The sequence below is a fragment of the Lysobacter sp. TY2-98 genome, assembly GCF_003367355.1.
Lineage (GTDB): Bacteria > Pseudomonadota > Gammaproteobacteria > Xanthomonadales > Xanthomonadaceae > Cognatilysobacter.
Genome location: NZ_CP031413.1, coordinates 171940 through 186905, shown reverse-complemented (window position 1 = coordinate 186905; position 14966 = coordinate 171940). Strand labels below are relative to the sequence as shown.

13 protein-coding genes and 1 pseudogene are annotated in these 14966 nt (G+C 64.0%); 12 read left to right on the top strand and 2 right to left on the bottom strand.

Annotation, left to right across the window (positions count from 1 at the left end; genetic code table 11):
- Window positions 1-78: 78 nt before the first annotated feature.
- From DWG18_RS00925 to DWG18_RS00870, 12 genes and pseudogenes are all read left to right on the top strand, one after another.
- Window positions 79-1509, top strand: a complete 1431-nt coding sequence (locus DWG18_RS00925) for a sigma-54 dependent transcriptional regulator (protein WP_115644647.1) — start codon at window positions 79-81, stop codon at window positions 1507-1509.
- A 239-nt stretch (window positions 1510-1748) separates the two neighbouring features.
- Window positions 1749-2102 (top strand): prepilin-type N-terminal cleavage/methylation domain-containing protein, encoded by a 354-nt coding sequence (locus DWG18_RS15635; protein ID WP_115644646.1) that lies wholly within the window; start codon window positions 1749-1751, stop codon window positions 2100-2102.
- Window positions 2103-2233: 131 nt separating this feature from the next.
- Complete coding sequence (locus tag DWG18_RS00915; RefSeq protein WP_115644645.1) at window positions 2234-4039, top strand: hypothetical protein; 1806 nt, start codon at window positions 2234-2236, stop codon at window positions 4037-4039.
- A 312-nt stretch (window positions 4040-4351) separates the two neighbouring features.
- Window positions 4352-4432: pseudogene (locus tag DWG18_RS00910) on the top strand (prepilin-type N-terminal cleavage/methylation domain-containing protein); the annotation flags it as partial.
- A 314-nt stretch (window positions 4433-4746) separates the two neighbouring features.
- Window positions 4747-5856, top strand: coding sequence for a GDP-mannose 4,6-dehydratase (gene gmd / locus DWG18_RS00905; RefSeq protein WP_115644644.1), 1110 nt, complete (start codon window positions 4747-4749; stop codon window positions 5854-5856).
- A gap of 4 nt (window positions 5857-5860) precedes the next feature.
- The gene (locus DWG18_RS00900) at window positions 5861-6799 is read left to right on the top strand and encodes a GDP-L-fucose synthase (protein WP_115644643.1); all 939 of its coding nucleotides are present in this window, start codon (window positions 5861-5863) and stop codon (window positions 6797-6799) included.
- Window positions 6796-8145 carry an oligosaccharide flippase family protein gene (locus DWG18_RS00895; RefSeq protein ID WP_115644642.1) on the top strand — a complete coding sequence of 450 codons (1350 nt, stop codon included), beginning with the start codon at window positions 6796-6798 and terminating at the stop codon, window positions 8143-8145. Before DWG18_RS00900 ends, DWG18_RS00895 begins: the two co-directional genes overlap by 4 nt.
- Window positions 8146-8154: 9 nt before the next feature.
- On the top strand, window positions 8155-9252 hold the full coding sequence (locus DWG18_RS00890) for an aminotransferase class I/II-fold pyridoxal phosphate-dependent enzyme (protein WP_115644641.1): 1098 nt from the start codon (window positions 8155-8157) through the stop codon (window positions 9250-9252).
- The gene (locus DWG18_RS00885) at window positions 9249-9896 is read left to right on the top strand and encodes a DapH/DapD/GlmU-related protein (RefSeq protein ID WP_115644640.1); all 648 of its coding nucleotides are present in this window, start codon (window positions 9249-9251) and stop codon (window positions 9894-9896) included. Before DWG18_RS00890 ends, DWG18_RS00885 begins: the two co-directional genes overlap by 4 nt.
- Window positions 9893-11101: a glycosyltransferase gene (locus DWG18_RS00880; RefSeq protein WP_162823630.1), complete on the top strand. Its 1209-nt coding sequence runs from the start codon at window positions 9893-9895 to the stop codon at window positions 11099-11101. The genes DWG18_RS00885 and DWG18_RS00880 overlap by 4 nt, the downstream gene beginning before the upstream one ends.
- Window positions 11098-11838, top strand: coding sequence for a glycosyltransferase family 2 protein (locus tag DWG18_RS00875; protein WP_115644638.1), 741 nt, complete (start codon window positions 11098-11100; stop codon window positions 11836-11838). Before DWG18_RS00880 ends, DWG18_RS00875 begins: the two co-directional genes overlap by 4 nt.
- 174 nt (window positions 11839-12012) lie before the next feature.
- Window positions 12013-12924, top strand: coding sequence for a glycosyltransferase (locus DWG18_RS00870; protein ID WP_162823629.1), 912 nt, complete (start codon window positions 12013-12015; stop codon window positions 12922-12924).
- Between the two features lie 39 nt (window positions 12925-12963).
- Here the strand turns inward: DWG18_RS00870 and DWG18_RS00865 are convergent, their stop codons facing one another.
- Complete coding sequence (locus DWG18_RS00865; RefSeq protein WP_162823628.1) at window positions 12964-14037, bottom strand: glycosyltransferase family 4 protein; 1074 nt, start codon at window positions 14035-14037, stop codon at window positions 12964-12966.
- A gap of 61 nt (window positions 14038-14098) precedes the next feature.
- Window positions 14099-14950: a glycosyltransferase family 2 protein gene (locus DWG18_RS00860; protein ID WP_115644635.1), complete on the bottom strand. Its 852-nt coding sequence runs from the start codon at window positions 14948-14950 to the stop codon at window positions 14099-14101.
- Between the last annotated feature and the right edge of the window lie 16 nt (window positions 14951-14966).

Here is a 14966-nt window from a genome sequence, read left to right as displayed (position 1 = left end):
CCTGCCGCGGCCCTGACAAAAAGGGGACGAAGTGGCCGCAGGCGGTCACTTCCGCTAAGGTGCGCGGCGGAGGAACCGATGGCCGAACCCCGTAGCGCACCCGCCCGCACCGCCCTTGTCGTGGATGACGAGCGCGACATCCGCGAATTGCTGGTCATGACCCTCGGCCGTATGGGCCTGCGCTGCGATACGGCGGCGAACGTCACCGACGCCCGCGCCCTGCTCTCCCGCAACAAATACGACCTCTGCCTGACCGACATGCGGCTGCCCGACGGCACCGGGCTCGAGATCGTTTCCGAGATCAATTCGAAGCACCCGACCACGCCGGTCGCCATGATCACGGCCTTCGGCAACGTCGAGGCCGCGGTCGAGGCGCTGAAGGCCGGTGCGTTCGACTTCGTCAGCAAGCCGGTCGACCTCGGCGTGCTGCGCGACCTGGTCAAGCAGGCGCTGGAACTCCACGAACGCCGCCGCGCCGCCAGCGAAGCCGGCATCTCGTCGCGCCTGTTCGGCGAATCACCGGCCATGGCCTCGCTGCGCGCCACGCTCACCAAGGTCGCCCGCAGTCAGGCGCCGGTCTACATCTCCGGCGAATCGGGCGTCGGCAAGGAGCTCGTCGCGCGCACGATCCACGCGGAGGGTGGACGCGCCTCCGGGCCGTTCGTGCCGGTGAATTGCGGCGCGATTCCCGCCGAACTCATGGAGAGCGAGTTCTTCGGCCATAAGAAGGGCAGCTTCACCGGCGCCCATGCCGACAAGCCCGGCCTGTTCCAGGCGGCCGACGGTGGCACCCTCTTCCTCGACGAGGTCGCCGAGCTGCCGCTGCCGATGCAGGTCAAGCTGCTGCGCGCGATCCAGGAGAAGTCGATCCGCCCGGTCGGCTCGAACAACGAGGTCAAGGTCGACGTCCGCATCCTGTCGGCGACGCACAAGGACCTCGCGGCGCTGGTGGAGGAGGGCCGCTTCCGCCACGACCTCTACTACCGCATCAACGTCATCGAGCTGCGCGTCCCGCCGCTGCGCGACCGCCCGGAAGACCTGCCGGGTCTGGCCGACGTCATCCTCCGCCGCCTTGCAGCCGCCCAGGATCGGGTCATCCCGCACCTGTCGTCCGACGCGGTCGAGGCGCTGCACGCCTATCCGTTCCCCGGCAACGTCCGTGAACTCGAGAACATCCTGGAGCGCGCGCTCGCGCTGGCCGAAGGCGAGACGATCGAGTCCGACGACCTGAGCCTGCCCAAGTCGGCCCCGAAGCCGGCGCCACCGGCGACTCCTGCCGCGCCCGCAGCCGCGCCGCCGCCGGCCGCCCCGGCGGCGGCCGATCCGCGCAACCTCGATCCCCGCGACACCGCGACCAGCGCGCTGCCGTCGTACATCGAGGAAATCGAGCGCGCCGCGATCCAGCACGCGCTGCAGGAAAACCGCTACAACAAGACTCGGACCGCCGCGGCCCTTGGCATCACCTTCCGGGCCCTGCGGTACAAGTTGAAGAAACTGGGGATCGAATAAGCCTGACGCACTGCGTCATGCACCGGCGGGAAGCTGACAAATAGGGGCACCGGGGTTGTCAGCTGAACCATTCCAAACGTGACCGGCGCCGCGAAAGCGTTCCGTCCCGATTGGCACGCCCCCTTGGCACGGGTTATGCGTATGTCCGGATGCACGGACCCACGCACGGCAGACCAAGGATCCGGCGAGTCGTCCGTAGTAGTCCGTGAAGTTCCAAATCCACTCCTAGGGGATACACCATGAAGAAGCAGCAGGGCTTTACCCTCATCGAACTGATGATCGTCGTCGCGATCATCGCCATCCTGGCCGCCATCGCGCTGCCGCAGTACCGCAACTACACGCAGCGTTCGTCCAACGGCGCCTGCTTGGCCGAGGGCAAGGCCTACATGAGCACCGCGGTAGCCGACGCTGCCGACAATCGTGCGCCGGCGACCTTCACCCCGAAGGCCTGTGCAAGCGGCACGACCATGACGACGACGATGTACAACTCCAATGCTTCGGTGGACTTCGTCGCCCAGGTCAAGGGCAATTCCAGCATCAAGAAGGACTCGAAGTGTGAGGCCGGCAGCGGTACATGCCGCTTGCTGCCGTAACGTACGCGCAAGCATGCGTTTCGATGGAGAGCGCCAATTGGCGCTCTCCTTTTTTGTGATGTGCGTGGAGGCAGCTGCGGATGGCCCGACTCGACGGTTGGCGTAACACGGAGCCTGGTCGGTTTGTCCTAATGGGCGCGGTGCTGGTCGCCCTTGGAGCGATCGCTGCCCTGTCGCTTGGCCTCGGTGGCGGCTTCATCCTCGATGACCAACCGAACATCGTCCAGAACGCGGCGCTGCACCTATCACGTCTAAGGCTCGCCGACGTGCCGTACGCGGTCTACAGCTTCCAACCCGGACATGGGTCGCGCATGCTGTCGATGGCCACGTTCGCGTTCGACGGTTGGCGGAGCGGAATGGATCCCCGCGCCTTCAAGGCCACGAACCTCGCGATCCACGCGGCGACCACCATAGCGCTCGCGTGGCTCATCTACCTCTTGCTGATACAGGCGGGACGACCACCTCGGCGAGCCGCAGCCGCAGCACTGGCGCTTGCCGCTTTTTGGGCACTTCATCCGCTGCAGGTGTCGTCCGTCTTCTACGTCGTCCAGCGGATGCAGACGTTGGTGACGCTATTTGCCGTGCTTGCGCTCATCGCGTACGTGCGAATGCGTCAGGCGCAGATCAACGGCGAGCGCAGCCGTGGCTACGCGGTCTACGCAGCACTGTTCATGGTGCTCGGCGTGGCCAGCAAGGAAGACGCCGCCCTATACCCGCTCTACGCGCTTGCCTTGGAAGTGACGCTGCTGAGGTTCACAGCGCGCATCCCGGTCCAATCGCGCGTCCTGCGCTGGAGCTTTCTGGCGCTCGGCGCGATATCACTGATCGTGTTCACGCTATATGTGCTGCCGCACAACTGGCATCAGCAGACGGTGCCAGGCCGGCAGTTCTCCAGCGTGGAGCGACTGCTGACGCAGGCCCGCGTCTTAGTGATGTACATCGGCCAGGCACTGTTCCCCGCCCCGGCCAACCTCCCCTTCTACTACGACACCTTTCCGGTGTCCCACAACGTGCTTGATCCGTGGACGACAGCCGCGTCGATGCTCGTTTTGGCGGCACTCCTCGTCTGGGCGTGGGCCTGGCGCGCCCGCCGCCCCCTGTTCTCTCTAGGGATACTGCTCTTCTTCGCTGGCCACGTGATCACCAGTAACGTACTCAATCTCGAACTGGTATTCGAACACCGCAACCAGTTTCCGCTGATCGGCATAGTGCTCGCCGTTGGCGACCTTTGGGCCTTAGGATGGCAGCACGCCAAATCTCGGCGGCTCGATTGGGCTCTTGCGGCTCTAGCCCTGTGCGTCACGACAGGCTGCACGATCCTGCGTGCTTACGAGTGGGGCGACCCGATCCGCTTCGCGCGCTATTCGGTGTCCATTCGACCTGACTCGCCACGCGCTGGGCTCGCGCTTGCCGGCGCGTACTACGAGGCTTCCCGCGGCGATCCGCGCAGCCCGCTTTACCAGCAAGCTATCGATGCCAATGAAGCAGCCTCGCGGCGCACCGGTACGCCCGCCGGCTACTCGAACGTGGTTATTTACAAGACGCGGCGAGGGGATGTGACCTCGCGCGACTGGGACAACCTTGTGCGGAGCGCGCAAAGGCAGCCGGTCACGCTGCAGGTCCAATTCATGCTTAGCACCATGCTCAACGACGCCGACAACGGCATTCCGCTAGACAGCAAGGGCATGACGGCTCTCATCAACGCCATCGCTCCGCGCGGATCCTTTGGGGCGAACGATTACCGGCGGTTCGGCGCATACATCTATAACAACGGTCAGAGTCCAGCAGACGCGTTGCGCTACCTGAAGCTTTCGGTCGAACTGTCGCCTGAAGGAGACGCGGACACCGAAAGAATGTTCCGCGAGCTGACCGAGGCGGGAAGCGCTGACTGGGTCGCCCGCTTGCGGCAGATACCGCGTACGGGAAAGCAGCGCTAGCAATGGGCTGCGGACAAGGCTGCCGGCGGCTTCGAGCGCGGCAGGCGAACCGGCTCCGCATGAGCGCCGCCGAGTCTGTCGACTGTGTGTCGAGCTTGCCCGCGGGCGCAGTGCACACGAGCCCAACACGGTGCAAGGGCACTACGCAGTTGCGGTGCAGGTAATAGTCACGAATACGACGACTTGATTGCAGAAGGGAGCAAGCGGCGCCTTCGCTCAATGATGATCGGGAGGGCACCGACGAGCGGCGGCGCATGTTATGGATGGAGCGGATCTTGCTGGAAGACGCTCAATCTCGGCGTGGCCACGCTCATGCGCCAACGCGGATTCACCCTTATCGAGTTGATGATCGTCGTCGCGATCATCGCCCTCTTGTTAGCTATCGCGCTGCCTCCTGTCGCAGTCAACAGGTGCGGTCGGTAAGGCGATGGCTATGATCGGCGGCGGCGCGTGCGGCGAGCTTGGCCTACCTGGGTGATTGAGGCGCGGAAGGGCCGAACGACCATGGTGTCTGCAAAACCACGGCAGCGTATTCGCTACGCGGCGCGTGCGTGCTCCGAAAATCCCGGAATCTGCGCAGCGGCGGGTGCCGCAACGGCCGCGCTCAGTTCCTGTTGACGGGCACTAGGGCGGGCGGGGCGTCACTAAAACAAGCTGCGCGCCGGTCAGCTTCGCGCTACGCTCGCGCTCTCCTACTAGGCGCGCATATGAAACGAGCCTTGATTACCGGCATCACCGGCCAGGACGGTGCCTACCTGGCGGAGTTGCTACTTGCAAAGGGCTACGAGGTCCACGGGCTAAAGCGGCGTGCGTCGTCGTTCAACACCGAGCGCATCGATCACCTTTACCAGGACCCCCACGACGCCGACCGGCGCCTCGTCCTGCACTATGGCGACCTCACGGACGCAACCAATCTCATCCGCATTCTGCAGAACGTGCAGCCGGACGAGGTTTACAACCTCGGGGCCCAGAGCCACGTCCAGGTTTCGTTCGAGACGCCCGAATACACCGCGAACGCAGACGGTGTGGGAGCTCTGCGCCTACTAGAGGCGATTCGCATCCTGGGGCTCGAGTCGAAGACGAGGTTTTACCAAGCATCCACGTCCGAGCTTTACGGCAAGGTGGCTGAAACACCCCAAACGGAAACAACGCCGTTCTACCCGCGCTCGCCCTACGGTGTCGCCAAGCTCTACGCCTACTGGATCACGGTGAACTACCGCGAAGCGTATGGCATCTATGCGTGCAACGGCATCTTGTTCAACCATGAATCGCCCATTCGTGGCGAGACTTTCGTGACACGCAAGATCACGCGCGCGCTCGCGCGGATTCATCTCGGCCAGCAGGATCAGCTCTATCTGGGCAACCTCGACGCGCGACGCGACTGGGGCCACGCGCGGGACTACGTCGAAATGCAGTGGCTCATGCTGCAGCAGCCCCAGCCCGAGGACTATGTGATCGCCAGCGGGGTGCAGCACTCCGTGCGTGAGTTCGTGGAGCGGGCTGCGGCGGCGCTCGGCATCACGGTCGCCTGGACGGGTACTGGCGTCGACGAACGCGGCGTCGTCAGCCGCGTCACCAGCGACTCGCAGGCGAAGGTTGGACAAGTGATCGTCGCGATCGATCCGCGCTACTACCGTCCCACCGAAGTCGACACCCTTCTCGGTGACGCCACCAAGGCACGCATCCAGTTGGGTTGGCAGCCGCGGATCGGTTTCGAGGCCCTCGTCAATGAAATGGTTGCTGCGGATCTGCAACTGGCTCAGCGGGACGCCCTTGTGACGGGCGCTGGCTTCCGGGCAAACATGCCGCAGGAGTGAGCGGATGACGGCATTCGACCTGGGACGCAAGGTTTTCGTGGCCGGGCACCGCGGCCTTGTGGGGAGTGCCGTGGTGCGCGCACTCCACGCGCAAGGTGCGCGGCCGCCAATCGTCAAGGGGCGCAACGAGCTCGACCTTGCCGATCAGGCTGCGGTGGACGACTTCTTCTCCAACGAGCGTCCTGACTATGTCTTCCTGTGCGCAGCGCACGTAGGCGGAATTCAGGCCAACGCGAGCTTTCCCGCGGAGTTCATTCGCAACAACCTTGCGATCCAGACGAACGTGATCCACTCGGCGTGGAAGCACGGCGTAAGCAAGCTGCTTTTTCTGGGGTCGTCCTGCATCTACCCAAAGTTCGCAGCACAGCCGATCCGGGAAGATGCGCTTTTGACGGGCGCCCTCGAAGCGACCAACGAAGCCTATGCCATCGCGAAGATTGCCGGCCTCGCCATGTGCCAAGCGTATCGGCGCCAGTACGGATTCGATGCGATCGTTCCCATGCCCACCAACCTGTACGGTCCGGGCGACAATTACGACGCCGACGGCTCACACGTCGTCGCGGGTCTGATCCGTCGCTTCGTCTCGGCGGTACAGACAGGCGATCGCGAGGTTGTCGTGTGGGGGACGGGAACACCTCTGCGCGAGTTCCTGTACGTGGACGACCTCGCGGATGCGCTCATCCACCTGATGCACCATTACGAGTCCGACGAGCCCATCAATGTCGGGACCGGGCAGGAATTGAGCATCGATGAGCTTGCGCGGCGAATCGCCGCCGCGTGTGGCTTCACGGGAACGGTCACATTCGACGCGAGCCGTCCCGACGGCACGCCACGCAAACGGCTGGACACATCCAAGCTGGATGCAATGGGATGGCGCGCGCGGACGGACCTGGACACAGGCCTCCGCCGTACGGTGGCGGCTTACCGCCAGTTGCTCGAATGAAAGCGACAGCGAGCGCCGCGCACATCCTGTCCTCGCTCATCGGACACCGTGGTCGCCACTTGCTCCGCGACGGGGCGTGGTCCGCTGTCGCCAAGGCTGCGAGCGCCGGGAATTTGCTGCTCTCGGTGCCCCTCGCGCTCGCGTCACTCGGCCCCCTTCGATTCGGCGTCTGGGCGACTCTCGTTTCACTAACTACGTTCGGCGGCTTTCTCGACTTCGGTTTCGGCAACGGCGCGATGAACCTCGTTGCCGGCGCGCGCGGACGAGAAGCACACGAAGAAGTGGGAGTGATCGTAGATGCCGCGCGCCGCTCGCTGTTACGGATCGCTGCCAAGGTCGCGATCGTCTCGGCAGCGTTGGTGCTCCTGCTGCCATGGGGGCGTCTGCTGCACCTCCCGGAGATTCCGGAGCGCGAATTGCGACTGTGCGTGGCCGTTGTTGCGAGCGCGATCGTTGTAGGCATTCCGTTGAATCTCTCCACTCGCGTTCTTTTGGGCATTGGCGAGGGCGGGCGGGCGTTTCGCTGGCAGGCGCTCGCGCAGGCCACTTCACTGGCACTGATCGCACTTATCGCGCAGCACACCTCGAGTCTTCTGCTTCTGGTAACAGCGGCGGTCGCTGGGCCATTGCTAGGAGCAGTGGCGTCCACCATCGAATTGACGACGCGACTGCCTCCATGGAACTCCGCCGCCAACCTGCACGATCTGGAAACACGGATCCGCGGGGAGGGACAGCTGTTCTTCGTGTTGCAGCTGGCGGCCGCTGTCGCTTTCGGCCTCGATCTCACATTGATTACCCGCTTGGCCGGTCCCGAAGCCGCGGGCGGCTTCGCTGTCGTGCAACGCGCCTTCTCGATCGTTTCCCTGTCACTTGGCCTGCTGTGGGCGCCGCTCTGGCCCACGTATCGACAAGCTCTTGCAGCCGGCCACCGGCAATGGGTGTCAACTACGCTTCGGCGCTCCGTGATCGGCGCGCTGCTGTATGCGGTCGTTGCTGGCAGCATCCTGGCCGTGGGACTGATGTTAGGCCGTGAACACGGAGTCGCCGTGCTGCAGCAGGCCAGTACAGGCCTGATCCTCGGCTTCGCACTCTGGACCGTCGCCGACGCAGTGGGCGGGGCGATTTCCACGTTCTTCAACGCGGCCAGCGTCATGCGGTACCAAGTCATCGTCGCGCTCGTGCTGGCTGCCGCGTGCCTCGCCGCCAAGGCATGGGCGATCGGTCGTTTCGGTGCGACTGCGGCCCCCTGGGCAACTTTTTTCGTCTACGTTTCAATCAGTCTGTTCCCGACGGCGCTGCTCGGCCGATGGCTTGTCCGAAACGCTTTCCTGAAGAAACACTATTAAGAGCTGCGCATGTATCGCATACCTGTCTACCAGCCGGACCTTTCGGGGCGCGAACGTGAGTACGTGCTCGACTGCATCGACAGCACGTGGATTTCTTCGAAAGGCCGCTTCCTGGGCGAGTTTGAACAAGCCTTCGCAAATTGGACCGGAAGTCCGCACGCCGCGGCGGTTTCGAACGGAACGGTCGCCCTCCACCTTGCGCTTCTCGCCGCTGGCATCGGCCCTGGCGATGAGGTGCTCGTCCCCACGCTCACCTACGTAGCGTCCGTCAATGCGATCCGCTATGTCGGCGCAACCCCGGTCTTTGTCGACTCGCTTGCCGATACGTGGCAGCTATCGTCCGCGTCGCTTCTGGACCACGTCGGCCCGCGGACGCGCGCCGTGTTGGCGGTGCACCTGTACGGCGGGAGTTGCGACCTGCATGCGCTCGCAGCGGTTTGCGAACAGCACGGCCTGGTGCTGATCGAGGATTGCGCCGAGGCGATAGGAACGCGATACCAAGGTGCCCACGTCGGAACCTTCGGCCTGCTCTCCACGTTCAGTTTTTTCGGCAATAAAACGATCACGACGGGCGAAGGCGGCATGGTGCTTTCGCGCTTGGCGGACGTGGACGAGCGTGTGCGCCATCTCCGCGGCCAAGGACTTGCCCCGGATCGCGAGTATTGGCACGACGTGGTCGGTTACAACTACCGCATGACGAACATCTGCGCGGCGATCGGCGCCGCGCAGCTTGAGCGCATCGATTCGATCCTGGAGATGAAGCGGCGCCTTGCAGACGCATACCGCCAACGCCTTGCGGATACGCCCCTCACCTTCCAGGCGCAGACGACCGGTGAAGAGCCGTCCTACTGGATGGTGACCGTGTTGACCCCAACAGCGGAATTGCGCGATCCACTTCGCACCCACCTCGCTGAAGCCGGTGTCGAAACCCGCCCCATCTTCCACCCCGTACACACCATGCCGATGTACCGGTCGGGGGAGGAAGCATTTCCGATTGCAACGGACATCGCCGCACGAGGAATCAACCTGCCCAGCTGGCACCGTCTTCCAGACGACGCGCTTGACACGATCTGCGACCACATCCGCAAGTTCTTCTCCGCCCGATGAAGCTGATCTTTGGCGCTGGCGGCGTGCCAAGCGAACTCATGTGGCTGCTTGCGCAGGAATCGGCACGCTCGTGCGAGTGCATCTTCGTCACACGCGAACCTTCACCCAGCCAGCGCGGCCTCCCTGCGGAATTCGGCGAGTGGATGGCCGAGGACGACGCTATCTCGCGGCTGTCCGACGTGGACGCTGAGGCATATATCGCGGTGGGCGACTGCCGGATTCGCCAACGTATCCATGAGCGCGTCCGACATGCGCGCTGGCGCTTTCCCGCGGTAACGCACGCACGCGCCAGTCTGGATAGCAGGCCCGGTGCGGCACTCGTGGGCGACGGCAGCATCATCTATCCGATGGCGTCGCTGACGACCGGCATCAAGCTCGGTGAATTTGTGCAGGTCAATCCCGGTAGCACCATCGGCCACGGTGCGCAGGTGGGCGACTATGTGACGGCGTGCCCGGGCGCGCACATATCGGGAGACGCACGAATCGGTGCAGGCACCTTCGTCGGCGCAGGCTGCGTCATCCTCGAAGGCGTTCGTGTCGCGTCCGGCTGCGTACTCGGAGCCGGCGCCGTCGTGACACGCGACATCGACGAAGCGGGAACGTGGATCGGCGTGCCTGCCCGGCGGCAGACGCCTCGGGCATGAAGATACTCGTTCCGCTCCACGGTTTCGTCCGATGGAATGGCGGGCTCGACCTCATCCGCATGATCGTGGCGGCACTGGCCCACGCCCCGGACACCGTGGAAATCCACTACGCGCTTCCCAAGCCCTCATGGAAGCGGCGCTGGCTCGACCGCCTTTCGCGCAACCTCGGAATTTTCGCCAGCCCGCAGAAGCGCGCACTTCTCGCGCGCGGCAGCCAGGATGCACTGCTGGTTACCGCCGAGAAGATGATCGGGGCAACGAACTGTGCAAGGATCGGAACGGGCGCAGCCGACATTGCGCGGCACGCGAACGGTATCGGCGCCGACATCGTCTTCCCATCGTTCCTTGCCCTTCCACAGCGTTCGCCGCCCTGGACCGGTTACGTGTTCGACTTTCAGCACATCGATATGCCCGACTTGTTTTCGCCGAGAATCCGGCGACGTCGCGACCGGGCGTTCCGCCGCATCGCACGGGCAACCGGGGGGCTGGTAGTCAACTCCAGGGCGGTCGCGGACCAGTGTGTCGCGCTGCTGGGAGTCCCGCGCGAGCGAATCCTCGCCATGCGCTTTACGCCCTATGCGCTTCCGGAATGGTTCGACTGCGATCCAACGAGCGTCCGCGCCAAGTACGCCATCGGTGATGACTTCGTGCTGGTGTGTAACCATTTCTGGAAGCACAAAGACCACGCGACCGCCCTACGCGCGTTTGCCAGCCTGATCCGTATCGATGAGTTTCGGGAGTGGCAACTCGTGTGCACGGGTGACCCGGTCGACTTCCGCGATCCCGAGCACTTCCGGGGCCTCGTGTCGCTCGCCAGCGAGCTCGGCATCGCTGATCGCCTCCATGTCCTCGGACTGGTGCCGAAGCCGGAGCAACTTGCGTTGCTCCGCAGCTGCCGTGTGCTCTGGCAACCAACGCTTTATGAAGGTGGCCCCGGCGGCGGCGCGTGTTACGAGGCGATGGGGCTCGGAATCCCTACCATTCTTTCCGACATTCCCGTCAACCGCGAGATCACGGAAGGCCCCTGCGCATACTTCGTACCCGGGTCGGCAAGTGACCTCGTCGCGCAGACAACCACCCTGCTCTCCACGTCACCCCACGCCCTTGATCGCGAAGCGGCAATCGAAGCGGGGAAACGTCGCTTACGACTCCTCTGCGACCAGCTTCTCGCGTATTTGCAGGCGCGAGTGCAGCAGCCGCGATGACGCGCATCAGTATCGTCATTGCCACGTATAACGCGGCGGATACGCTCGAGCGTTGCCTCGATTCCATTACCTCGCAACTGGGCGCCGATGCCGAGGTGATTGTCATCGACGGTGGTTCTCACGACGGTACGATTGAGGTCCTTTCGGCGCGACAGCGCGAACTGGGCTTCTGGCTGTCGGAGCCGGATAAGGGGCTGTATGACGCGTGGAACAAGGGCGTCATGCGGGCCCAAGGTGATTACATTGCATTCCTAGGTGCCGACGATGCATTAGAGCCCGGCGCAGTCCGGAGGCTGTGCGAACTCACGTCGTGCGGAAGCGACCTGATCAGCTTCAAGGGGAAAGTGGTTGCAGCGGACGGGCGCTCACTTGGCGTGATCGGGAAACAGTGGAGCTACCGCGGTGTCGCCCGTCGCATGGGAATTTGTCACCCCGGCGCATTGCATGCGCGACGCCTCTTCGGCCAAGTCGGACTATTCGACCCGCGGTATCGCGTCGCGGCAGATTACGAATGGATGCTACGGCTGCCGCCGTCGACTACGGCAACGTTTGTGGACGAGGTGCTGGTCAGGATCCAGGACGGCGGCGTCAGCCGCAAAAGAAAGCTCGTCACCATGAAGGAATATTGGCGTATCCAGAAAGACTGCCCGCGGCTTGGACTGATGTGGGCATCTTGGGTATTTGTTGACCGCATGTGGCGACCCTATGTTGCGCGTGCTTTGAGGATGCATTACTGACATGCGCATCCTGTGTCAGACGAGCCGCCGTCCGAACACGGACACCGGGACTGAATGCTGCGGCCGCATTTCTGGGTCGTCCGAAATCTCGACTCGGAACAGACTGTCGAGGCGCGTCGATGCCGGAGATCACCCGTCCCCGGCCCGATCTCCCAGCGCAAGACGCGACCACCGATGGACATGATTAGCGTCGTCATTCCGGTATATCGGGACGGCGCACGTGGCGTCTCGGCGGCCCAAGCCATACTCGATCAGGTGGTTCCCGCCGGCTGCGAGCTCGAGGTCGTTCTCGTTGATGACGGATCGGATGACGATACCGCCGAACTATTGAAGCGCTGCGCGGACGAGCGCGTGAGGCTGCTGTCGCTGCCACGCAATGCCGGCCGATCAGCAGCACGCAATGCGGGAGCTGCTGCCGTGCGAAGCAGCATCATCGTGTTCATGGATTGCGACTGCGTGCCTGTCGACAGGCACATGATCGAAGCCCATTACGCAGTACTCACCGCTGGCGCCGTTGCAAGTACAGGTGAAGTCACCGGCCGCGACTCGGGATTCTGGTCGCGATACCAGACGATGGCCTCCGCGCGCCGCGCGCGGCAGCATGCGCAAGGCGTTACACACGCCGGAAGTTCGCAGAACCTTGCGGTGCTGCGCGATGCGTTTCAGCGTGTCGGTGGTTTCGACACGGGGTACCGACGCTACGGCTTCGAGGATCGCGATCTGCTGCTGCGTCTCGCGACCTGGGGCCGCGTCGAGTGGGCCGGACGAGCGCGTGTGAGGCACCTCGACGAACTTACACTCGTTGGTGTCAGCGCTAAGATGCGCGAAGCGGGTGGACCTTCGGCGGCCGAATTCGCCCGTCGCTTCCCAGAGGCATACATCACGCTTGGTTATGCCGCGATTGATTCGCGGCGGCACCCATCCTTAAGGCTGATTGCGCGCATCGCAGAACCGCGGCTCTCGTGGCTGGCCGCCAGCGTCGATCACATGCTACGCATCCCGATGCCCTTCGCGTTCAAAGCAGCCGCGGTACGGCTGGTGAGTGCATTGAGCTTCTGCGTTGGCACAGCGACATCGGAGTCGTAAGCGTGGCCTGACGATGTGCTTCGTCGAGGCGAACTTGCGTCAAAGTCCGCATTGGGGTTCGAGAATCTGACGAATCTCGTTGTCGAAGCGCGACCATGCAAAGGCCACGGCCGAGCTGCGGCAACGCTCACGGTCGTGGCGGCCCTCGAGATGTCGCAGGACCACGGCAATCATCTGCGGGTAGTCCTCTGGCGGGAGAAGTGCCCCGGTGTCAGGCGTGATCGCATCGCCAACACCGCCGACGTCAAACGCGACGGTCGCTAGGCCGTGCGCTGCGGCCTCGATTGCGACCATACCGAATCCCTCGACGTCGTTCTTGACGGCACGTACCGGAAAGACGTGAAGGTCAGCACCGGCATAAGCGTCGTCGAGAGCGTCGTCACTGCACGGGCCCAGCAGTCGCACAGCGGATGCAACGCCGGCGCGAGACGCGGCCTCCAGCAGTGCCGCGCTTCCCCCGCCAACGCGGTGCAGCGCGTCCGGTGCTTCGTTGCCGATCACGGCCAACACAACATCGGGCCGCGCGCCTGCGATCGCGGGCAACGCGTTCGTGACGAATTCCAACAGGCCCTTGCGTGCGGTCAGGCGGCCGACGGATAGCAGCACGGGCGCATCACCAAAACCGTACTGGGAACGGAAGCGTTCCCGTCCGCCGGGTCGCGGCGAAGCGAGATCGGTGCCCGGATTCACCACGCTCAACCGTGCGGCCTGCACGCCGTTCGCCATTGCGATGCTGGCCGTATTCCGACTATTGGCAACCACGACGTCCATCGCCCGGATCGCAGGAATCCATAGCGATCGGTAGATAACGTGAGGTGCGATCAAATCGAGGCCGTGTACGTAGGCTGCGCTTCGGGCGCCTACGGCGCGGGCCGCCATCCAAACCATCGGTGCGGTCAGGCCGCTGCCGGCAACGACGAGCTGCGGCCGTACGCGCCGCGCCGTAGCGATCGCCGAAACCGCTGCCGCCGGCACGAACGCGCGGAGCGGCGCCGGCGCGACTTCACAGACCGGCAGTGGCGCGAGCAACGACTCTGCACCCGAGGGGCCTACCACCTCGACGTCGGCCCACTCGGCCAGTCCGCGGACCATGCGGAGATTGAGTTTCTCCATGCCACCGAGCAACGGCGGCAGGTTTCGCGTCACCAGCAGGATGCGTGGCCGCGACAAATGCCTAGCCGTCGCGCCGGTAGGTGAGGCTCGTAATCTGCTCCGACACGAGTCCAATAAGGAACACGATGACCGCAGCACTGAACAGGAGGGCGCTCATATTCGTAAAGCGATGTTGCGTGCTGAACGTATAGGCGTAATACGCAAGCCCCACGCTTCCGAACGCCACGGACACCGGTGCGAACAGCTTCAACGGCGAGTAGAGCGTCGCGATCTTGAAAATGATCAGCAGGAAGCGCACGCCATCGCGCAGCGGTCGAATGTGGCTTCGGCCGACCCGTCGCGCTACCGGGACAGGCACGTACGCCACTGGATATCCGCTGCGGAAAAAGGCCATCGTGCAGGTCGTCGGATAGGAGAAGCCGTTAGGGAGCAGGTGCAGGAACTCGCGAAAGCGATCGGCGCGCACCGCACGGAATCCCGAGGTGAGATCGAGGATACGGTGGCCGGTCATCCAGCTGGCCAGCCTGTTATACAGACCGTTCGCCAGGCCTCGACCCCGGCTGGCTTGCCCGGTCGCATTCCGAGCCCCGACCACCATGTCGTAACCGTCGCTGAGCTTGGCGAGCAGTGCCTCAAGATGGACGCCGTCGTGCTGGCCGTCGGCATCCATGAATACGATGACCTCGCCCGTCGCGGCACGGGCACCGCGCTTTATTGCGGCGCCGTTGCCCATTGAGTAGGGCGCACGGACGACACGAGCGCCGTGTTCCGCGGCGATGACTGCGGTCCGGTCGGTCGACCCGTCATCGGACACGATAAGTTCTGCATCCGGCCATAGCGCGCGCAGGCCCGGCAGGGTGCGGGCCAAGCCCTGTTCCTCGTTTTTTGCTGGCAGAACGACAGAAACGCGCATTGGCGACCTGCAGGGG